Source organism: Allokutzneria albata (genome assembly GCF_900103775.1).
Lineage (GTDB): Bacteria > Actinomycetota > Actinomycetes > Mycobacteriales > Pseudonocardiaceae > Allokutzneria > Allokutzneria albata.
The window spans coordinates 5,700,323-5,720,827 of record NZ_LT629701.1 but is presented as its reverse complement, the minus strand read 5'-3'; the positions used below and the strand labels follow the sequence as shown (position 1 = coordinate 5,720,827).

Sequence of the window (20,505 nt, the reverse complement as noted above, 5' to 3'; positions counted from 1 at the left end):
ACGCGTCGCCGGTCTGGCATAAAGTGACCCGATGTGGCGGAGGACGCAGTCGTGAGCGCGCCGGGCGACACGCCGGGCAGCACCGCCGTCGACGCGCGCGCGGCGGACGCCGGGGACGGCGGACCGGACAGCGCGGTCGACAAGGTGCTCGACGACGCCGTCCGCGCGTCCGCGCAGGCCGAGGCCGACGAGCTGCGCAACTCCCGGTTCGCCCAGGCCCGCGCGGTGTGGGGGGCCATCCGGGCCCAGGCCCGCGACCGCCGCAGGGCGACGCTCATCACCCTCGGCGCCGCGTTCCTGGTGACCGCGTCCTGCCTGCTCCTGGTGATCGGCGCCTACACCAACGACTTCAAGATCACCGCACGGCCCGGGGTGGCCGCCGCCGAGGTGATGTCGGCCTCCTACAACCGCACGGTGGTGCGGTTCAGCACACCGGACAGCGCCGTGCGGGTGCCGCGCGACGGCGTGCTCTACCCCGGCGGGCTCCAGGTCGGCCAGGTCGTCCGGGTCGAGTACGACCAGGCGAATCCGGACCTGGTGCGGGTCGCGGGCCGCGGTGCCTGGCTGACCCTGGTGCCCGCGATCACCATCGTCCTGGTGGTGTGGGCGGTGGCCGGTGGCGTGCTCTGGTGGCTGCACCGGCGCAGGGAACCCGCGTCGGTCGCTGACGCGTCTGAACTGCGTCGTTAGCCAGGCCGGGCCATGATCTTCCGGTAGGTTCCGGCCCGGCAAAGAACTACTGGGGGCCAAGAATGCACGCTTCTTCCCGTCGAGCCGCCGCGGTCACCGCCGCCGCGCTCGTGACGACTGTCCTCGCCGGTTGTGCGTCCGCCGTGGTCGGCATCGCCGAACCGGGGGCCGCGCCGCCGACCACGACGACCACGCCTCGCGCCGTCGCGGCGAAGGACTCCAACGCGGAGAACGCCAGGGTGGTCACCTCCGAGGCCGGGGCCGCGCTGATGGCCAAGCTCCGCGCCGCCGACCTGTGCCTGGCGCTCGACCCGGAGCCGATGAAGAAGTTCGGCGAACCGGTGACCACGTACATGGGGCCGGGCCTGCCCGGCTGCAAGATCCGTTCCGGGAACCCGGGCACGGAGGTGCCGACGCACCGCTTCGAGATCTCACCCTCGGTCTACACCGTGTTCGACCGCCAGAAGGACCAGGAGGTCGAGGTCGCGGGCCACAAGATCTACCAGCCGACGAAGCCGGGGTTGGAGGGCACCTGCTCGGTGCGGCTGCCGATCGAGGACAGCGGCTTCGCCTTCACGATCAGCGGCTACAAGTCCAAGGGGGCCTGGCCGGAGGCGTGCGAGGACGCCAAGGCCTACACCGGCGCGATCGCGCGGAAGCTGCTCGCCATCCCGGCCCGCACCACACCGCCCACCGGCAAGTCGTTGCTGGGCAAGGACCCGTGTGCCGCGCAGCAGCAGTTCCTCGGCGAGTTCGCCGGCTGGTCGCCGTCCCCGGTCATCCGCAACCACCCGTACGGCTGTCGGATCGCGCTGACGAAGCCGGGTGACGCGTACAGCTACACCCTCAACGTGTTCTTCCAGTACAACGTCGAGCAGGAAGTCACCGCTGACACGCCCGCGGTGACCATCGCGGGACTCAGCGGCATCCGGTTGAACAAGCCCTTCATGGATCTGCCCGAATCCTGTGCGGTGACCCTGAACTACAGGCCGTCGGAGCCGAAGGGCACCAACACCGGCCACCTGATCAGCGTCGAACTGAACCCGACGCAGCTGAACCCGCGGCTCGGTCAGAAGGCGCCACCGCAGTCGCTGAAGCCGTGCGAGGTCGTGGACAAGATCGCCACCACCGTCGTGGGGAACTTGGGCTGAGAGGGACGCGGCAGGGGCGGCGCCGCCCCTGCCGCCACCGTTCAGGACTTGATCGTTCCGCAGGGCCTGCCGAACGACTTCAAGCTGCCGTCGGGCAGGTGCTCCCAACCCTCCGTGCAGATCTGCGCGCCGTCGGGCAGGCTGCGGCTGAGCTCCAGCGTGTAAGAGATTCCGCGGTCCCAGCTGTAGGTCTTCGTGGGGGTGTTCATGTCGATGCCGCCGCCCCAGATGTGGAAGTGGGCGTAACGGTCGAAGCTGAATTTTTCAAGGCCGACCCTGACGAAGTCGACGTGCAGACCTTTGCCCTTGATCAGGATGCACGCGACGCCGTTGCAGCCCTCCATCGATGCCTGAGCCGGGACGACCAGTGTCGACATGGCCGCCGCGACGACGGCCGCACTGACCACGACGCGGCGGACCGCGTTCTTGAAGAACACCGAAATTTCCTCTCTTATTGGTGCAACGAGGGTGGGGACCCGGTGTGAGCGCGACCGTAGAGCGGCGGGCTAAACGATCACTCAACGCTGCGGCTGGGGCTCCGCTCGCCACCAGGACAGCAGGTCAGCGGCGAACTCCGGCGCCGAGACGAGGAGGCCGCCCTCCGGCAGCGGCCGGGGGCGGCCTTCGCGGTCCAGCACCACCGCTCCCGCCTCCGCCGCCAGCGCGAGGGCTCCCGCGACGTCCCACTCCTCGTAGTCGTGCAGCACCGCGCCGACCGCGTGGCCCAGCGCCACCTGTGCGATCGCCAGCGCCGTCGAGCCGAGCACCCGCACGGCGACCCTGGCCTGCCCGGCGCGCTCGGTGAACTCGGCCATGCCCGGCCAGATCCCGCCTCGGCTCAGCTCGGTGCACACCACTCCGCCCGCGAGGTCCGCGCGCGGGGCCAGGCGCACGGGCGTGCCGTTGGCCCTGGTGCCCCGTCCGCGCGCCGCCGCGTAGATCTGCGCTCGGTAGGGATCGGCGACCACGCCGACCACGGGGCCGAACCGGTCGATGAGCGCCAGGCTGAACGAGCACCACGGGATGCCCGCGACGTAGTTGATCGTGCCGTCCACCGGGTCCACCACCCAGCGGTACTCGGTGGAGGCCGCGACCGGCAGCTTGCCCGCGCCCGACTCCTCACCGATCACCGGGACGCCGGGGAACTCCGCGGCGAGCACGCGCCGGGTGTGCCGCTCCAGTGTGCGTCCGGTGTCGGTGACCCAGTCGAAGGGCGACTCGTCGGTCTCGGGACGCACGTCCCGCCCGGCCGTGGCGGTGATCACGTCCGCGGCATCGTTGGCCAGCCGCCCCGCCACTTCGAGGGCGCGGGAGAGCAGTGCCGGTTCGAGCGCGGGCACCGGCTGGGAGGACAAGGCCGTCATGCCGTCCGAGCGTGACCGCGGTCAGTGTCCGCAGCGCGAAACCGAGGTGACGTGGTGAGGATCACCAGGCCAAGAGTGCGGTTCGGACGTCTCTGCATAAGTGGGCGTACAGGCTTCGTCCGGGCGTGCCCGGGTATCACCAACCAGGACTTCGCCTGCCGTTCGGCGACCCTTCATGCAGGCGGCGGAAGCAGGGCTGGAAGGGTGGGCACTGTGAGACCCGTGCGCGTAGCGATCGTGACCGAGAGCTTCCTCCCGCACGTCAACGGAGTCACCAACTCCGTGCTGCGGGTCCTGGAGCACCTGCGCCGGAACGGTCACGAGGCGATGGTGATCGCCCCCGGCAACGGTCCCGAGGAGTACGCGGGCTACCCCGTGGTGCGGCTGCCCGAGGTGCAGCTGCCGGTGCTGAAGGCGCAGCCGATCGGCGTGCCCAGCCGCAAGGTCGTCAAGGCGCTGCGTGAGTTCAACCCGGACGTGGTGCACCTGGCCTCGCCGTTCATCGTGGGGATGCGCGGCATGGTCGCCGCCCGCAAGCTCGGCCTCCCGACGATCGCGATCTACCAGACCGATGTGGCCGGCTTCGCCGGGACCTACGGCCTCGGCCTGGCCGAGCGCGCCGCGTGGCGGTGGACCCGCTGGCTGCACGGCATGGCCGACCGCACGCTCGCGCCGTCCAGCTGGGCCGTCGACGCCCTCGGCGAGCACGGCATCCCGCGCGTGCACCACTGGGCCCGCGGCGTCGACGTGAACCGGTTCCACCCGTCCCGCCGTGACGACGCCCTGCGCGCCCGCCTCGCCCCCAACGGGGAGCTGCTGGTCGGCTACGTGGGCAGGCTCGCGCTGGAGAAGTGCGTCGACCGGCTCCAGGCCGCGCACGACATGCCCGGCGTGCAGCTGGTCGTGGTCGGCGACGGCCCCGAGCTGGACTCCATGCGCAAGGCCATGCCCAACGCCGCGTTCCTCGGCATGCGCGAGGGCGAGGAGCTGGCGACGGCCTACGCCAGCCTGGACCTGTTCGTGCACACCGGCCCCTTCGAGACCTTCTGCCAGACCGTCCAGGAGGCGCTGGCCTCCGGTCTGCCCGTGCTCGCCCCCGACGCCGGTGGCCCCCGCGACCTGGTCCAGTCCGGCCGCACCGGCTACCTGCTGCCCGCGTGGGACGCGGCCGAGTTCGAGCAGGGCCTGCGCGAGGGCATCACCGCGCTGGCCGACCCCGGCACCCGCGCCCGCTTCGCCGAGGCCGCCCGCCGCTCCGTCCTGGCCCGCACCTGGCCGGTGATCTGCGACCAGCTCCTCGACCACTACGTCGAGATCGCCAACATCCCGCAGTCCACCACCACCGCCGCCTGACCCGCGGGGGCCGCTCCGGACCGGAGTGGCAGGCTCGGGGGATGCGGATCGTCCAGCTGGCGAACTTCTACGGGCCCCGTTCCGGCGGGCTGCGCACGGCGCTGAACCACCTGGGGCCGGGCTACGTGGCGCGGGGACACCAGGTGGTGCTCATCGTTCCCGGGCCGGAGCACTCCGTCGACGACCTGCCGGGCGGGGTCCGGCGCATCACGTTGTTCGGGCCGACGGTCCCGGGGATGGGCGGCTACCGGGTGCTGGACCCGTTCCGGGTGCGGGCGTGGCTGGACCGGTTGAAGCCGGACGCGATCGAGGTCTCCGACCGGGCCACGTTGCGCGGGCTAGGGCGCTGGGCGAGCCGCAACGGTGCGTCGAGCGTGGTGATCTCGCACGAGCGCCTCGACCGCATCCTGGAGCAGTTCCTGCTGCCGCCCCGCGCGGCGCGGTGGGCGGCGGACGTGGCCAACGGCTGGATGGCGCGCAGCTTCGCGAACGTGGTGTGCACCACGGCCTTCGCCAGGCAGGAGTTCGACCGCATCGGCACGGTGAACCTGCGCCAGGTGCCGCTCGGTGTGGACCTGGACACCTTCGACCCCGGCAACTACGACGACTCGCTGCACGCCCGGCTGCTCGGCGACGCGGACTCCCTGCTCGTCCACTGTGGACGTTTGTCCCCGGAGAAGCACGTGGAGCGCAGCGTCGAGACGGTGCGGGAGCTCCTCCGGCGCGGACAGCGGGTGCGGCTGGTGATCGCCGGTGACGGGCCGCGCAGGAAGGCGCTCGAAGAACTCGCCGACGGCCTGCCGGTGACCTTCCTCGGCTTCCTCGACTCGCGCGCGGCGGTGGCCGATCTCCTTGCCACAGCTGATATCTCGCTGGCTCCCGGTCCACACGAGACGTTCGGCCTTGCCGCCCTCGAAGCGCTCGCCTCCGGCACTCCGGTGGTGGTCTCCGGGTCCTCCGCGCTGCCGGAGATCGTGCGGCCGGGCTGCGGGGCCGTCGCCGCCGACGACAACCCGGCCGCCTTCGCCGACGCCGTCGCCTCGGTGCTGGCGCTGCCCGAGCCGGAACGCCGGGCCGCCGCCCGCGCCCGCGCGGAGTGCTTCCCGTGGGCGGCGGCGGTCGACGGGATGCTCGACGCGCTGCGCTGAGGCTCTAGGCTTCAAGGCATGGTCAGGGCCGGTTTGGACAAGAAGCCACGCGAGGTCGCCGAGATGTTCGACGGCGTGGCCCGAGGCTACGACCGCGCGAACTCCGTCATGACGGTCGGCTTCGACCGGCGCTGGCGGATCAAGACCGCGCGGGCGCTGGACCTCAAGCCGGGGGAGCGGGTGCTCGACCTGGCCGCGGGGACCGCGATCTCCACCGTCGAGTACACCGGCTCCGGCGCCTGGTGCGTCGCCGCGGACTTCTCGCTCGGGATGCTGGAGCGGGGCAAGGAGATCGGCCGGGACGTGCCGATGGTCGCGGCCGACGCGATGCGGCTGCCCTTCGCCGACAACGCCTTCGACGTGGTCACGGTCACCTTCGGGCTGCGCAACTTCGTCGACACCGAGGCCTCCCTGCGGGAGATGGCCAGGGTGGTCCGCAGCGGCGGGCGCATGGTGATCTGTGAGGTCTCTCAACCCCAGTTTCGCCCGTTCCGGTTCCTTTACCAGCGCCTCGGGCTGCCGGTGCTGCCGCTGCTGGCCCGGCCGGTCTCGTCCAACCCGGAGGCCTACCGCTACCTCGCCGAGTCCATGGGCGCCTGGCCTGGCCAGCGGGAACTCGCCGAGATCATTTCCAGGGCCGGGTGGACGGAGGTGGCCTGGCGGCCGCTGAACCTCGGCGTGGTGGCGCTGCACCGCGCTGTCAAACCCTGACCTGGGAGCGCGCCGCCGCCCGCGTCCGGTTCGCCTAGACTCGGACCTGGTTCGTGAACGCTTTCACAAGGAGACCCATGATCACGTCAAGCCGCCGTCGTCCGGGCGAGGACGCCGAGGTCATCGTGGTCGGCGCGGGTCCGGCCGGATCCACCGCCGCCACCTACCTGGCCCGGGCGGGCCTGGACGTGCTGCTGCTGGAGAAGAGCTCCTTCCCCAGGGAGAAGGTCTGCGGCGACGGCCTCACCCCGCGCGGGGTCAAGCAGCTCATCGACCTGGGCATCGACACCACCGAGAAGGCGGGCTGGCTGCACAACCGCGGCCTGCGCGTGGTCGGCGGCGGCCGGACGATCGAGCTGGACTGGCCGGAGCTGGCCACCTTCCCGCCCTACGGCGTGGTGCGCCCCCGCCAGGACTTCGACGAGATGCTCGCCCGCACCGCCCAGCACGCGGGCGCGCGGCTGCTGGAGCAGACCACCGTGCAGTCGGCCATCACCGACGAGCGGACCGGCCGGGTCATCGGCGTGAAGGCGGTCACCGGGCCGGACAAGAAGCCGGTCAGCTACCGCGCTCCACTGGTCGTGGCCTGCGACGGGGTCTCCGCCCGGCTCGCGCTCTCGGTCGGCCTCGACAAGCGCGAGGACCGCCCGATGGGCGTCGCGGTCCGCCGCTACTACGAGAGCCCGCGGACCAAGGACGACTACCTGGAGTCGCACCTGGAGCTGTGGGACCGCAGCAACCCGGCCGACCCCAAGCTGCTGCCCGGCTACGGCTGGATCTTCGGCATGGGCGACGGCACGGTGAACGTCGGGCTGGGCATCCTGTCCACGTCCAAGGCCTACGGCAAGACCGACTACCGCGCGCTGCTCAAGTCCTGGCTGGACGGCACGCCGGAGGAGTGGGGCTTCCGCGACGCCAACGCGATCGGCAAGGTCGGCGGCGCCGCGCTGCCGATGGGCTTCAACCGCACCCCGCACTACCGCGACGGCCTGCTGCTGGTCGGCGACGCGGGCGGCATGGTCAACCCGTTCAACGGGGAGGGCATCGCCTACGCCATGGAGTCCGCGCGCATCGCGTCGGAGTGCGTCGTGCACGCCCTCGCCCGCGCGGAGGGCTCGAGCCGCGAGCGCGCGCTCGGCCGCTACCCGGTCGCGATCAAGCAGGCGCTCGGCGGCTACTACCGGCTGGGCAACGTCTTCAGCAAGCTCATCGGCAACCCCCACATCATGAAGGCGGCCACCAGGTACGGCCTGCCGATGGACGGCCTGATGAAGCTCGTGCTCAAGCTGCTCGCCGGGCTCTACGACCCGAAGGACGGCGACGCGCTGGACAAGATGGTGGCCACCGCCGTTCGGCTGGCGCCCAGTGCGTGAGTACAGATTTGTGTTCTTGGAGACTAATCTCAAGTCTTCCTTAAGCTAGGATGTCCACTGTTCGGGCATCCGCTCGCTTGTTTTCCATAGTGCAATTATCACGTGGGTGTTCCCCCTGGTCGCGGCCGTATGGCCGCGTCACCAGGGGTCATTCGTGTGAATCGGATCCTGAAACGATATGAGGGCGCTCGACGATTGGCGTGGTAGTTAATTCCCACGCGACGTAGTCGAGCCTGGAGAAGGTCACTGTGCTGAGTGCCATGACGAGCACTTCCTGGACGTTGCCTGTCCGGACCGCGCTGCCCGCGATTCCCGCGCCGGTCTACGAGGTGTGCTGGGCGCGGCTCGGACTGGGCGTGATGCCGTTCCCGCTCGTGGTGCTGCGCACCTCGACGGACCCCGACGACCACAGCGCGGTCGAGGCGCGCGCCGCGCACTGGCTGCGCGAGCACGGCCTCGGTGACGAGAACCACATCGGTCCCGAGCTGACCGAGGCGCTGCGCACGATCGCCGACTTCGACATGGAGCTCGCCGTCGTCTACACCGAGCACGACGTGCAGACGCGCATCGGCGGGTTCGCTCGGGGCGGCCGGTCGCTGCGCGCGGTGCTGCGGGCGGACACGGTCGAACTGGAATGGATCGAGAACGACCTGCTGGCCTCGAGCGCGCTCGCGGTCGTGCCGGAATACGGGCCGGGAACTGCCTCCCCGGTGCGCGTGGCGGCGAACGATCTCGCCCGCGCCGGACGGCACTGGGAACGCTCCGGCGTGATCGCCGACGCGGGTCGGGCGGACACGGAACGCTTCCTGGACATTTATGCGACCGCAACCGCAGTGGGACAGGCCAGCGCATTGCGCCCGTCGAACCCGCGCAGTTGCAAACTCGTCGCGCAGTCGCCCGTGACCTGGCTGGACACGCCGGAGGGCCGCTACGCCATCACGCACTCCGACGGCTGGATGTCGCTGTCGGCAGCGTGTTCCGGAACTGTTTCCCAGCATCTCTCCGGCCTGCTCAGCGGCCCTTTCTCCTAGTCGAAGAGCGCCGATTCCGGCACTTACCCAAGTAGCGGGTAGGGGATTCGCCCGATCGGTTCTCGGTGCTTGTGTGGCGAGCCCGCCCACGGTTGCATTCCCTTCGGTATGTCGATGCGGGAACGATTCCCGTGTTCTGCGAGGTCGTCGAGCAACCGGGTCGAGCAACCGCGAGTCCGAGCCCGAGGCTGGGGTGCCAACGTGTCCATTTCCGCACTGCGTCGTGTGAGCCTGCCGCCGGTTCCGGCGCCGGTCTACGAGACCTGCTGGAACCTGCTCGGGCTCGGCGTCATGCCGTTCCCGCTGGTGGTGCTCGGACACTCGGCGGAGGACGCCGAGGAGCGCACCAGGGACTGGCTGGGCGAGCACGGCCTCGGTGGCGGTGACGTCCACGTGGGGCCCGAGCTGGCCGCAGCGCTGCGGGTGATCGCCGACTTCGACGACGAACTGGCCCTGGTCTACGCCGACGAGCCGGGGCAGACCCGCGTCGGCTGCTTCCGGCGCGGGGCGGAGGGGCTGCGCGCGGTCCTGCGCGGCGACGCCGTCGAGCTGAGCTGGATCGACCCCGAGCGGGCCGCCGAGAGCGCCATGGCCGTGATCCCGGCCCGTGCCGCGGCCCTCGTGCCGGAGCCCCGGAGCGCCGCTGACGACTCCGAGGACTCCGGTGCGGTCTCCGGCAACACCGAGTTCTTCGCGGTGTACTCCACGGCGACCGCCTTCGGCAGGGCCACCTCGGTCTCCCGCACCCCGGACCGCACCGGCAGCCGTGTCTCCGAGGTGCCCGTGACCTGGCTCGACACGCCCGCGGGCCGCTACTCGATCACCACGGCCGACGGCCAGCTGGCCCTGGCCCCTGCCGCGCCCGCCGCGCTGCTCGCCCAGCTCCGCGCCCTGTTCGCCTAGCGCGCTCTCGGCTGCTCGGCGCAGCGCTCCCGCCCCCGTCCGGCAGGCGTGGTTGTGACGTCTTACACTCCTGCGCGAGGGTCTTGTGAAGCGGTTCACAAGCGCATCACAGGTTAGGTGCGCCTAACTACAGAAGCGGTTCAGAGACCCCCTTAGAGTGCCCCTGGCAGCGGCCTGACAGGGCTGTTGACGAGCGCGGATGAGGAAAGGACGGCGGAGAGAGTGCTCCAGCCTTACATCCCCCTCGTACTCATGTTCGTCCTGGCCGCGGGCTTCGCGGTCTTCTCGGTCACGGCGGCGCCGTACATCGGTCCCCGCCGGTACAACAAGGCCAAGCTGGACGCCTACGAGTGCGGGATCGAGCCCTCGCCCCAGCCGGTCGTCGGCGGCGGTCGAATGCCCGTCGCGTACTACCTGACGGCGATGTTGTTCATCTTGTTCGACATCGAAATGGTGTTCCTCTACCCGTTCGCGGTCTCCGCGGACGCCCTGGGCATGTTCGGCCTGGTGGAGATCGCCCTGTTCATCGCGACCGTCGGGTTCGCCTACGCATACGTGTGGCGCCGCGGCGGCCTGGACTGGAGCTGAGCAATGGGTCTTGAAGAGAAGCTCCCCAACGGCGTCCTGCTGGCCAGCGTCGAGAAGCTGGTCAACTGGACCCGCAAGTCCTCGCTGTGGCCCGCCACCTTCGGCCTGGCGTGCTGCGCGATCGAGATGATGACCACCGGTGCGCCCAGGTACGACCTGGCGCGCTTCGGCATGGAGGTCTTCCGCGCCTCGCCGCGGCAGGCCGACCTGATGATCGTGGCCGGGCGGGTCAGCAACAAGATGGCCCCGGTGCTGCGGCAGATCTACGACCAGATGCCCGAGCCCCGCTGGGTGCTCGCGATGGGCGTCTGCGCCTCCTCCGGCGGCATGTTCAACAACTACGCCGTGGTGCAGGGCGTCGACCACGTTGTCCCGGTCGACATGTACCTGCCCGGCTGCCCGCCCCGGCCGGAGATGCTGATCGACGCGATCCTCAAGATCCACGCCAAGATCATGGACGAGCCGCTCGGGCCCAAGCGGGCCGCGCTGCTGGCCGAGGCAGGCCACCGCACCGAGCTGATCCCGTCCTCGGTCCGCTACGCGAAGAAGAAGTGAGCGAGATGAGTAGCGCGGACGACAAGCCCGCGGGCGGCTACGACGCCGACCAGGCTGCCGCTCAGCCCGCCGTGTTCGGTGAGCACGCAGACCGCGGCGGGGTCGTCGCCGGTCGCTCCCGCAGCGGCATGTTCGGCATCAGCGGCTCCGGCGACACCTCCGGTTTCGGCGGCCTGCGGCTGCCCGCCCACGTGCCCGCCCCGGCCGAGCGCCCTTACGGCGGCTGGTTCGACGAGTTCGTCGACGAGCTGGCCGCGGCCATGGCCGAGCGCGGCGTGCCCGCCGAGGCCGTGCAGCAGATCACCGTGGACCGCGGCGAGATCACGTTCTACGTGCGCCGCGAGAACCTGGTCGAGCTGTGCACCCTGCTCCGCGACGACGCCGCCCTGCGCTTCGAGCTGTGCAGCTCGGTGTCGGGCGTCGACTACGGCGTGGACGTGCCGCAGCGGCTGCACTCGGTCTACCACCTGACCTCGATGACCTACCGGCGCCGCATCCGCCTGGAGGTCGCGGTCGACATCGACGACGCGCACATCCCGAGCGTCGTCGGCGTCTACCCGACCGCCGACTGGCAGGAGCGGGAGGCGTGGGACATGTTCGGCATCGTCTACGACGGCCACCCCGCGCTCACCCGCATCCTCATGCCGGACGACTGGGACGGTCACCCCCAGCGCAAGGATTACCCGCTCGGCGGCATCCCGGTCGAGTACAAGGGCGCGGAGATCCCTCCGCCGGACCAGCGGAGGTCCTACTCATGACCACCGGCACCCACGACGCTTACGCGGACTCCCGCGAGACCACCGAGGGCCGGGTCTACACGGTCAGCGGCGGCGACTGGGACGACGTCCTCTCCGACGCCACGCACGACGAGCGCGTCGTCATCAACATGGGGCCGCAGCACCCCTCCACGCACGGCGTGCTCCGCCTGGTGCTGGAGCTGGAGGGCGAGATCGTCACCCAGGGCCGCGCGGTCATCGGCTACCTGCACACCGGTATCGAGAAGAACACCGAGTACCGCACCTGGACCCAGGGCGTCACCTTCGTGACGCGGATGGACTACCTGGCGCCGCTGCACAACGAGGCCGCCTACTGCATGGCGGTCGAGAAGCTGCTCGGCATCGAGGCCCCGCGCCGCGCCCAGGTGATCCGCGTGCTGCTGATGGAGCTCAACCGCATCAGCTCGCACCTGGTCTGCCTGGCCACCGGCGGTATGGAGCTGGGCGCGCTGACCGGTATGACCGCCGGTTTCCGCGAGCGCGAGGAGGTCCTGCACCTCCTGGAGTTCCTGACCGGCCTGCGGATGAACCACGCGTTCATCCGGCCCGGCGGTGTCGCCCAGGACCTGCCCCAGGGCTACGAGCAGAAGATCCGCGACTTCATCAAGGTCATGGACTCCCGCCTGCCGCAGTACGACAAGCTGCTCACCGGCCAGCCGATCTGGAAGAACCGGCTGCAGGGCATCGGGTACGTGCCGCTGGACGGCTGCCTGCAGCTCGGCCTCACCGGCCCGATCCTGCGCTCCGCGGGCCTGCCGTGGGACCTGCGCAAGGTCGAGCCGTACTGCGGCTACGAGGAGTACGAGTTCGACGTCCCGACCGAGACGGCCGGCGACTGCTACGCGCGGTACAAGATCCGGCTCGCCGAGATCCACGAGTCGCTCAAGATCGTCCGGCAGTGCCTGGACAAGCTGGAGCCCGGCCCGGTCATGGTGGAGGACGCCAAGATCGCCTGGCCCGCGCAGCTGACCATCGGCGCCGACGGCATGGGCAACTCGCTGGAGCACGTCCGCAAGATCATGGGTCAGTCGATGGAATCGCTGATCCACCACTTCAAGCTGGTGACCGAGGGCTTCGACGTGCCGCCGGGCCAGGTCTACGTGCCGATCGAGTCCCCGCGCGGCGAGCTGGGCTACCACCTCGTCTCCGACGGCGGCACCAGGCCACTGCGCGTCCACGTGCGCGAACCAAGCTTCGTGAACCTCCAGTCGATGCCCGCGATGAGCGAGGGCGGCATGGTCGCCGACGTCATCGCGGCGGTTGCCTCGATCGACCCGGTGATGGGTGGTGTGGACCGGTGACAACTACTCAGCCTGAGCAGTCCACTGTGGACATCAGCGTGTTCGGCGCGGACATCGTGGAGAAGGCGCGGCAGATCATCGCGCGCTACCCGGTCGCGCGGTCGGCGCTGCTGCCCATGCTGCACCTGGTGCAGTCGGTGGAGGGCCACGTCAGCCAGGCGGGCATCGCGTTCTGCGCCGCCCAGCTGGACCTGACCACCGCCGAGGTCAGCGCGGTCGCGACGTTCTACACCATGTACAAGCGCCGCCCGTGCGGCGAGCACCTGGTGAGCGTCTGCACCAACACCCTCTGCGCCGCGCTCGGTGGTGACGCCATCTACGCGAAGCTGCGCGAGCAGCTGGGCAGCGACGGCAAGCCGCTGGGCCACGAGGAGACCGCGGGCGAGCCCGGCACCCCCGGCTCGATCACGCTGGAGCACGCCGAGTGCCTCGCGGCCTGCGACCTCGGCCCGGTGCTCCAGGTGAACTACGAGTTCTTCGACAACCAGACCCCGGAGTCCGCCTCCGAGCTGGTCGAGAAGCTGCGCAACGGGGAGAGGCCCGCCCCCACCCGCGGTGCTCCGCTGACCGACTTCAAGCAGGCCGAGCTGCAGCTGGCCGGCTTCTTCGAGGGTCGCGACGGCGACAACGACGGTCCGTCCGCGTCGATCGAGACCGTGCGGGGCGCCAAGCTCGCCCAGGAGCGCGGCTGGACCGCGCCGTCCATGCCCGACGACGCGCCGCTGCCCGCGCTGCCGGAAAAGAAGTGAGGGCGCGATGAGCGACAACAACCACGTCCTGACACCGGTGCTGACCAAGCGCTGGCTGTCGCCGAACTCCTGGACCCGGCACACCTACGAGCAGCTGGAGGGCTACACCGCCCTGCCCAAGGCGCTCAAGGCGCACCCGGACCAGCTGATCGAACTGGTCAAGGCCTCCGGCCTGCGCGGCCGCGGCGGTGCGGGCTTCCCCACCGGCCTCAAGTGGAGCTTCATCCCGCAGGGCGACGGCAAGCCGCACTACCTGGTGATCAACGCCGACGAGGGCGAGCCGGGCACCTGCAAGGACATCCCGCTGATGATGGCGGACCCGCACTCGCTGATCGAGGGCTGCATCATCACCTCGTACGCGATCCGCGCGAACTTCTGCGCGATCTACGTGCGCGGTGAGGTCCTGCACTGCATCCGCCGCCTCAACGCCGCGGTCCAGGAGGCCTACGCCGCCGGGTACCTCGGCAAGAACATCCTCGGTTCGGGCTTCGACCTCGACCTCGTCGTGCACGCCGGCGCCGGCGCGTACATCTGCGGTGAGGAGACCGCGCTGCTGGACTCCCTCGAAGGGCGTCGCGGCCAGCCCCGGTTGAAGCCCCCCTTCCCGGCGACCGCCGGTCTCTACGCCTCGCCCACCGTGGTGAACAACGTGGAGACCATCGCGTCGGTTCCCTACATCGTCAACGGCGGTTCCGACTGGTTCCGGGCGATGGGGCGGGAGAAGTCCCCGGGGCCGAAGATCTTCTCGCTCTCCGGCCACGTGGAGAAGCCCGGCCAGTACGAGGCCCCGATGGGCATCACGCTGCGCGAGCTGCTGGACATGGCCGGCGGCATGAAGGACGGCATCCCGCTGAAGTTCTGGACCCCGGGCGGCTCGTCCACCCCGCTGTTCACCGCCGAGCACCTGGACGTCCCGCTGGACTTCGAGGGCTGCGCGCAGGCGGGCTCGATGCTGGGCACCACGGCGCTGCAGATCTTCAACGAGACCGTGTCCGTGCCGTGGGCGGTCATGAAGTGGACCGAGTTCTACAAGCACGAGTCCTGCGGCAAGTGCACCCCGTGCCGCGAGGGCACGTTCTGGCTGACGCAGATCCTGCAGCGCATGGTGCGCGGTGAGGGCTCGCCCTCGGACATCGAGACGTTGCTCGACATCTGCGACAACATCCTCGGCCGGTCCTTCTGCGCGCTCGGCGACGGTGCGACGAGTCCGATCACCAGTGCCATCAAGTACTTCAAGCACGAGTTCCTTGAGCTGTGCCAGCAGCAGAACGCTTCTGCGCAGCCCGAGCTGGCGGGAGCAAGCTCATGACCACGGCTCCTGAGAAGAACCAGGACCTGCCGCCGGTACCTGAAGGCCACGTGCGCCTGACGATCGACGGTGTCGACGTCATCGCGCCCAAGGGCGAACTGCTGATCCGCACGGCCGAGCGCCTCGGCACCGTGATCCCGCGGTTCTGCGACCACCCCCTCCTCGAACCGGCGGGTGCCTGCCGCCAGTGCCTGGTCGAGGTGGAGATGGGCGGCAGGCCCATGCCGAAGCCGCAGGCGTCCTGCACGATGACCGTCGCCGACGGCATGGTGGTCAAGACGCAGCTCACCTCGCCGGTCGCCGACAAGGCGCAGCAGGGCGTGATGGAGCTGCTGCTGATCAACCACCCGCTGGACTGCCCGATCTGCGACAAGGGCGGCGAGTGCCCGCTGCAGAACCAGGCGCTCAAGCACGGCCGCACGGACTCCCGCTTCGAGGAGAAGAAGCGGACCTTCGTCAAGCCGATCCCGATCTCCACCCAGGTGCTGCTGGACCGCGAGCGCTGCGTGCTCTGCCAGCGCTGCACCCGCTTCTCCGAGCAGATCGCCGGTGACCCGTTCATCGACCTGCTCGAGCGCGGCGCGATGCAGCAGATCGGTGTCGCCGACGACAAGCCGTTCCAGAGCTACTTCTCCGGCAACACCATCCAGATCTGCCCGGTCGGCGCGCTCACCAGCGCCGCGTACCGCTTCCGCTCCCGCCCGTTCGACCTGGTCTCCAAGCCGGGTGTGTGCGAGCACTGCGCGGGCGGCTGCGCGACCCGCGTGGACACCCGCCGCGGCAAGGTGCAGCGCCGCCTCGCCGGTGAGGACCCGGAGGTGAACGAGGAGTGGCTGTGCGACAAGGGCCGCTTCGCCTTCACCTACGCCACCCAGCCGGACCGGATCACCCGTCCGCTGGTGCGCGACGCGGAGACCGGCGAGCTGCGTGAGAGCTCCTGGACCGAGGCGCTGCGCGTCGCGGCCGAGGGGCTGGCCAAGGCCCGCGACAACGGCGGCGTCGGCGTGCTGCCCGGTGGCCGGCTGACCGTCGAGGACGCCTACGCGTACTCGAAGTTCGCCCGGGTCGCCTTGCGCACCAACGACATCGACTTCCGGTCCCGCCCGCACTCCGCGGAGGAGCTGGACTTCCTCGCGGCGCGCGTCGTGGGCACCACGCCGGACAACGGCGTGACCTACCAGGGCATCGAGCAGGCACCCGCGGTGCTCTGCGTGGCCCTGGAGCCCGAGGAGGAGGCCGGAATCCTGTTCCTGCGGCTGCGCAAGGCGGTCCGCAAGAACAAGACCAAGGTCTTCCACCTCGGCCAGTACACGACCTCCAGCGTGCGCAAGAGCTTCGGCCAGCTGCTGGCCTGCACCCCGGGTGCGGAGGCCGCCGCGGTCGACGCGCTCGGCACGCACGCCGACGGCGCCGACGTCCGCGAGGCGCTGGGCTCGGACAACGCGGTGATCCTGGTCGGCGTCCGCGCCGCCGAGGTCCCCGGCCTGTTCTCCGCGGTCACCCGGCTCGCCGAGACCACCGGCGCCAAGCTGGCCTGGATCCCGCGCCGCGCCGGTGAGCGGGGCGCGGTCGAGGTCGGCGCGGTGCCGACGCTGCTGCCGGGCGGTCGCCCGGTGACCGACGCCGCCGCGCGCGCCGAAGTCGAGCTGGCGTGGGGCCTGGAGTCCGGCGCGCTGCCCGCCACGCCCGGTCGCGACCTGGACGGCATCCTCAACGCCGCCCTGATCGGCGACCTCTCGGCGCTGGTCGTCGGCGGTGTGGACCCCGACGACCTGCCGGACCCCGCGCTCGCGGAGAAGGTGCTGGACCGGGTCGGTTTCCTGGTCTCGCTCGAACTGCGCGAGTCCGCGGTGACCGCGCGCGCCGACGTGGTGCTGCCGGTGGCCGCGGCCGTCGAGCGCGGTGGCAGCTACCTGAACTGGGAGGGCCGTCGCCGGTCCTTCGAGCCGGGCCTCGAGGTGCCGAACGTGGTGCCCGACTGCCGGGTCCTGGACACCCTCGCGGTGGAGATGGACGCGGACCTGTTCACCCAGACCCCGGCCGCCGCGGCCGGTGACCTGGCCCGCCTCGGTGAGTACCGGGGTGCCCGGCCCGCCGCGCCCAGCGTGGCGAGCAACGGCGCCTCGAAGGCGGACGGCGGCCGGATGGTGCTGGCCAGCTGGACCCGCATGCTCGACAACGGCCGGCTCCAGGACGGCGAGCCGAACCTGGCCGGTACCGCGCGGCCGGTGGTCGCCCGCCTGTCGGCGGAGTCCGCGGCCAAGCTCGGCGCCACGGACGGGACCGAGGTCACGGTGCGCACCGAGCGCGGCGCGATCACGCTGCCGCTGGCGGTCGCCGACCTGCCCGACGGCGTGGTGTGGCTGCCCGGCAACTCCGGGTCCTCCACCGTGCGCCGCACCCTCGGCGCGGGCCACGGCGCGGTCGTGACCGTGACGGTTGCTGACGGAGGGAACGCGTGAGTACTCCTGAACTCCTCGCGGACGACCCGATCTGGATCACGATCATCAAGGTCGTCGGCATCTTCGCCCTGCTCGTCCTGCTCACCCTGTTCATGATCAACTGGGAGCGCAAGGTCGTCGGGCGGATGCAGCAGCGCCCCGGCCCGAACCGGGTCGGCCCCGGCGGCTGGCTGCAGTCCCTCGCGGACGGCCTGAAGCTGGCGTTCAAGGAAGACATCCGGCCCGTGCTGGCCGACAAGTGGGTGTTCTTCCTGGCGCCGGTGATCTCCTGCGTCCCCGCCTTCCTGGCGTTCTCGGTCATCCCGCTCGGCGGCGAGGTCAGCCTCTTCGGCCACCAGACCGCGCTGCAGCTGGTCGACCTGCCGGTCGGCGTGCTGGTGGTGCTCGCCTGCTCCTCGCTCGGCGTCTACGGCATCGTGCTCGCGGGCTGGTCCTCCGGTTCGCCGTACCCGCTGCTGGGCTCGCTGCGCTCGGCGGCGCAGGTGATCTCCTACGAGATCGCGATGGGGCTGTCCATCGTCGCGGTGATCATGTACTCCGGGACGATGTCCACCGCGGGCATCGTGGACGCGCAGCACGCCAACGGCTGGTTCGCGCTGCTGCTGCCGGTCAGCTTCGTGATCTACGTGATCTCCATGGTCGGTGAGACCAACCGCGCGCCCTTCGACCTCCCCGAGGCCGAGTCGGAGCTGGTCGGTGGCTTCCACACCGAGTACTCCTCGCTGAAGTTCGCGCTGTTCTTCCTCGCCGAGTACATCAACATGGTCACCGTCTCCGCGCTGGCCACCACCCTGTTCCTCGGCGGCTGGCACGCGCCGTTCGGCCTGGCGACGCTGGTGCCGTGGATCGACGACGGCTGGCTGGGCCTGGTCTGGTTCCTGCTCAAGACGCTGACCTTCCTGTTCGGCTTCATCTGGCTGCGCGGCACGCTGCCGCGCTACCGCTACGACCAGTTCATGAAGCTGGGCTGGAAGTTCCTGGTGCCGTTCAGCCTGGTCTGGATCGTCGCCGTGGCGACCATCAAGACCATCCGCAACCAGGGCGTCACCCCGCAGCAGGTGCTGATGATCGGCGGCGGCGTGCTGGTGGTGCTGCTGGTCGTCGCCTTCCTCATCCCCGACCGCCAGGTCGACGAGGGACCGCGGATTCCCATGGCGCACAGCGGGTTCCCGGTGCCGCCGCTGGACCTGAGCGTGCCGAAGCCGCCCAAGCGCAAGGCCGCCGCCCCGGTCGCGGCCACCGTCGGTGCGGGCTCCAGCGGTGAGATCACCGGCAAGCAGCACTCCCCGAACGTTCCCGACGCGACCCCCGCGGGCAGCGACTCCGAGTCGGCCAAGGGTAAGGACAAGGAGGCCAGCGATGGGGATGTTTGATCCCGTCAAGGGCTTCGGCGTGACCTTCGGAACCATGTTCAAGAAGGTCGTCACCGAGGAGTACCCCGAGGTCAAGAAGGTCACCGCGCCGCGCTACCACGGTCGGCACCAGCTCAACCGGCACCCGGACGGGCTGGAGAAGTGCGTCGGCTGCGAGCTGTGCGCGTGGGCCTGCCCGGCGGACGCGATCTTCGTCGAGGGCGGCGACAACACCGAGGACGAGCGCTACTCGCCCGGTGAGCGCTACGGCAAGGACTACCAGATCAACTACCTCCGGTGCATCGGCTGCGGCCTGTGCATCGAGGCCTGCCCGACCCGCTCGCTCACCATGACCAACGAGTACGAGCTGGCCGACGACAACAGGCAGAACCTGATCTACACCAAGGAACAGCTGATGGCGCCGCTGCTGCCCGGCATGGAGCAGCCGCCGCACCCGATGCGCCTCGGTGAGAACGAGACCGACTACTACGTCAACGGCCCGGCACTGGCCCGCCAGCAGCCGGCCACCGACGGCGGCGAGGGGGCCAAGGCGTGAACACCGCGCTTCTGCTCGCCCAGACCGGCGGCGAGGTCACCACGGGTGAGGCGATCGCGTTCTGGGTCCTCGGCCCGCTCGCCCTCGCCGGCGCGCTCGGCATGCTGTTCTCCCGCAACGCGGTGCACTCCGCGCTGTGGCTGGTGCTGACCATGCTCGGCCTGGGCGTGCTCTACATGGTCCAGCAGGCCCCGTTCCTCGGGTTCGTGCAGATCATCGTCTACACCGGCGCGATCATGATGCTGTTCCTGTTCGTGCTGATGATGGTCGGCAGGGACGCCTCGGACTCGGTGGTCGAGGTGCTGCGCGGTCAGCGCTTCGCCGCGGCCCTGTTCGGCATCGGCTTCGGCGTGCTGATGGTCACCGCGCTGGCCAGGGCGCTCACCGACGTGCCCGCCCGCGGTCTGGCCGAGGCGAACACCACGGGCGGCGGCAACGTCGGCAACATCGGGCGCGCGGTCTTCACCGACTACGTGTTCCCGTTCGAGCTGACCTCGGCGCTGCTGATCACCGCGGCTCTCGGCGCCATGGTGCTGGCCTTCGTCGACCGCAGGCACACCGAGCGCAAGACCCAGCGCGAGATGGTCGAGATGCGCCTGCGCGGCGAGCACGACCGCGTCTCGCCGCTGCCCGGCCCCGGCGTCTTCGCCACCGCCAACTCGGTCGCGACGCCCGCGCTGCTGCCGGACGGCTCGGTCGCCCCGGAGTCGGTCTCCGAGCTCATCGAGGCCACCTCCCGCAAGACCCTGGAGGCCGACGTGGCCGAGGTCGCCGGCACCGTCCCCGGCCCCGACGCGCACGCACTCACCGGTAAGGAGGGCGACAAGTGACCCCCACCTACTACCTGCTGCTGTCGGCGCTGCTGTTCACCATCGGCGCGGTCGGCGTGCTGGTCCGGCGCAACGCCATCGTGGTCTTCATGTGCGTGGAGCTGATGCTCAACGCGGTGAACCTGACGCTGGTCACCTTCGCCAGGATCAACGGCGGCCTGGACGGCCAGGTGATGGCGTTCTTCGTGATGGTCGTCGCCGCCGCTGAGGTCGTGGTCGGTCTCGCGATCATCATGTCCATCTTCCGGACGCGCCGCTCGGCCTCGGTCGACGACGCGAACCTGCTGAAGTACTGAGGGGCCA

At 70.4% G+C, this 20,505-nt stretch carries 21 protein-coding genes; 19 read left to right on the top strand and 2 right to left on the bottom strand.

The window, feature by feature from the left end; translation table 11 throughout:
• Positions 1 to 51: 51 nt before the first annotated feature.
• Positions 52 to 690 (top strand): DUF3592 domain-containing protein, encoded by a 639-nt coding sequence (locus BLT28_RS25745; protein ID WP_231950423.1) that lies wholly within the window; start codon positions 52 to 54, stop codon positions 688 to 690.
• 62 nt (positions 691 to 752) lie between these two features.
• Positions 753 to 1,841: a DUF3558 family protein gene (locus tag BLT28_RS25740; protein ID WP_081900020.1), complete on the top strand. Its 1,089-nt coding sequence runs from the start codon at positions 753 to 755 to the stop codon at positions 1,839 to 1,841.
• A 41-nt stretch (positions 1,842 to 1,882) separates the two neighbouring features.
• Here the strand turns inward: BLT28_RS25740 and BLT28_RS25735 are convergent, their stop codons facing one another.
• Positions 1,883 to 2,278, bottom strand: a complete 396-nt coding sequence (locus BLT28_RS25735) for a hypothetical protein (protein WP_030427317.1) — start codon at positions 2,276 to 2,278, stop codon at positions 1,883 to 1,885.
• A gap of 81 nt (positions 2,279 to 2,359) precedes the next feature.
• Entirely contained in the window at positions 2,360 to 3,205 is an 846-nt protein-coding gene (locus BLT28_RS25730; RefSeq protein WP_030427318.1) for an inositol monophosphatase family protein, read from the bottom strand.
• Positions 3,206 to 3,427: 222 nt separating this feature from the next.
• Here BLT28_RS25730 and BLT28_RS25725 point away from each other — a divergent pair, with 222 nt between their 5' ends.
• The 17 genes from BLT28_RS25725 (at position 3,428) to nuoK (ending at position 20,498) form a co-directional block, all read left to right on the top strand.
• Positions 3,428 to 4,558, top strand: a complete 1,131-nt coding sequence (locus tag BLT28_RS25725) for a glycosyltransferase family 4 protein (RefSeq protein WP_030427319.1) — start codon at positions 3,428 to 3,430, stop codon at positions 4,556 to 4,558.
• A 41-nt stretch (positions 4,559 to 4,599) separates the two neighbouring features.
• Positions 4,600 to 5,706: a glycosyltransferase gene (locus BLT28_RS25720; RefSeq protein WP_030427320.1), complete on the top strand. Its 1,107-nt coding sequence runs from the start codon at positions 4,600 to 4,602 to the stop codon at positions 5,704 to 5,706.
• A gap of 18 nt (positions 5,707 to 5,724) precedes the next feature.
• A complete protein-coding gene (locus BLT28_RS25715; protein ID WP_030427321.1) occupies positions 5,725 to 6,417 on the top strand; it encodes a demethylmenaquinone methyltransferase in 693 nt (230 codons plus the stop codon).
• A gap of 77 nt (positions 6,418 to 6,494) precedes the next feature.
• A complete protein-coding gene (locus BLT28_RS25710) occupies positions 6,495 to 7,790 on the top strand; it encodes a geranylgeranyl reductase family protein (RefSeq protein WP_030427322.1) in 1,296 nt (431 codons plus the stop codon).
• Positions 7,791 to 8,050: 260 nt separating this feature from the next.
• Positions 8,051 to 8,821, top strand: a complete 771-nt coding sequence (locus BLT28_RS25705) for an ESX secretion-associated protein EspG (RefSeq protein WP_030427323.1) — start codon at positions 8,051 to 8,053, stop codon at positions 8,819 to 8,821.
• Positions 8,822 to 9,022: 201 nt separating this feature from the next.
• Positions 9,023 to 9,724 (top strand): ESX secretion-associated protein EspG, encoded by a 702-nt coding sequence (locus tag BLT28_RS25700; protein ID WP_162184792.1) that lies wholly within the window; start codon positions 9,023 to 9,025, stop codon positions 9,722 to 9,724.
• Between the two features lie 222 nt (positions 9,725 to 9,946).
• A complete protein-coding gene (locus BLT28_RS25695) occupies positions 9,947 to 10,312 on the top strand; it encodes an NADH-quinone oxidoreductase subunit A (protein ID WP_030427325.1) in 366 nt (121 codons plus the stop codon).
• A gap of 3 nt (positions 10,313 to 10,315) precedes the next feature.
• On the top strand, positions 10,316 to 10,867 hold the full coding sequence (locus BLT28_RS25690; RefSeq protein ID WP_030427326.1) for a NuoB/complex I 20 kDa subunit family protein: 552 nt from the start codon (positions 10,316 to 10,318) through the stop codon (positions 10,865 to 10,867).
• Positions 10,868 to 10,872: 5 nt separating this feature from the next.
• Complete coding sequence (locus BLT28_RS25685) at positions 10,873 to 11,625, top strand: NADH-quinone oxidoreductase subunit C (RefSeq protein ID WP_030427327.1); 753 nt, start codon at positions 10,873 to 10,875, stop codon at positions 11,623 to 11,625.
• A complete protein-coding gene (locus BLT28_RS25680) occupies positions 11,622 to 12,944 on the top strand; it encodes an NADH-quinone oxidoreductase subunit D (protein ID WP_030427328.1) in 1,323 nt (440 codons plus the stop codon). The genes BLT28_RS25685 and BLT28_RS25680 overlap by 4 nt, the downstream gene beginning before the upstream one ends.
• Positions 12,945 to 12,970: 26 nt before the next feature.
• On the top strand, positions 12,971 to 13,693 hold the full coding sequence (gene nuoE, locus BLT28_RS25675; RefSeq protein ID WP_052406880.1) for an NADH-quinone oxidoreductase subunit NuoE: 723 nt from the start codon (positions 12,971 to 12,973) through the stop codon (positions 13,691 to 13,693).
• A gap of 7 nt (positions 13,694 to 13,700) precedes the next feature.
• Positions 13,701 to 15,002 (top strand): NADH-quinone oxidoreductase subunit NuoF, encoded by a 1,302-nt coding sequence (nuoF, locus tag BLT28_RS25670; protein WP_030427330.1) that lies wholly within the window; start codon positions 13,701 to 13,703, stop codon positions 15,000 to 15,002.
• The gene (locus tag BLT28_RS25665; protein WP_030427331.1) at positions 14,999 to 17,464 is read left to right on the top strand and encodes an NADH-quinone oxidoreductase subunit G; all 2,466 of its coding nucleotides are present in this window, start codon (positions 14,999 to 15,001) and stop codon (positions 17,462 to 17,464) included. Before nuoF ends, BLT28_RS25665 begins: the two co-directional genes overlap by 4 nt.
• A complete protein-coding gene (gene nuoH / locus BLT28_RS25660) occupies positions 17,461 to 18,837 on the top strand; it encodes an NADH-quinone oxidoreductase subunit NuoH (RefSeq protein WP_030427332.1) in 1,377 nt (458 codons plus the stop codon). The genes BLT28_RS25665 and nuoH overlap by 4 nt, the downstream gene beginning before the upstream one ends.
• The gene (gene nuoI, locus BLT28_RS25655; protein ID WP_030427333.1) at positions 18,824 to 19,372 is read left to right on the top strand and encodes an NADH-quinone oxidoreductase subunit NuoI; all 549 of its coding nucleotides are present in this window, start codon (positions 18,824 to 18,826) and stop codon (positions 19,370 to 19,372) included. The genes nuoH and nuoI overlap by 14 nt, the downstream gene beginning before the upstream one ends.
• Positions 19,369 to 20,202, top strand: coding sequence for an NADH-quinone oxidoreductase subunit J (locus BLT28_RS25650; RefSeq protein ID WP_030427334.1), 834 nt, complete (start codon positions 19,369 to 19,371; stop codon positions 20,200 to 20,202). The genes nuoI and BLT28_RS25650 overlap by 4 nt, the downstream gene beginning before the upstream one ends.
• Positions 20,199 to 20,498 (top strand): NADH-quinone oxidoreductase subunit NuoK, encoded by a 300-nt coding sequence (gene nuoK / locus BLT28_RS25645; protein WP_030427335.1) that lies wholly within the window; start codon positions 20,199 to 20,201, stop codon positions 20,496 to 20,498. Before BLT28_RS25650 ends, nuoK begins: the two co-directional genes overlap by 4 nt.
• The last annotated feature ends 7 nt before the right edge of the window (positions 20,499 to 20,505 follow it).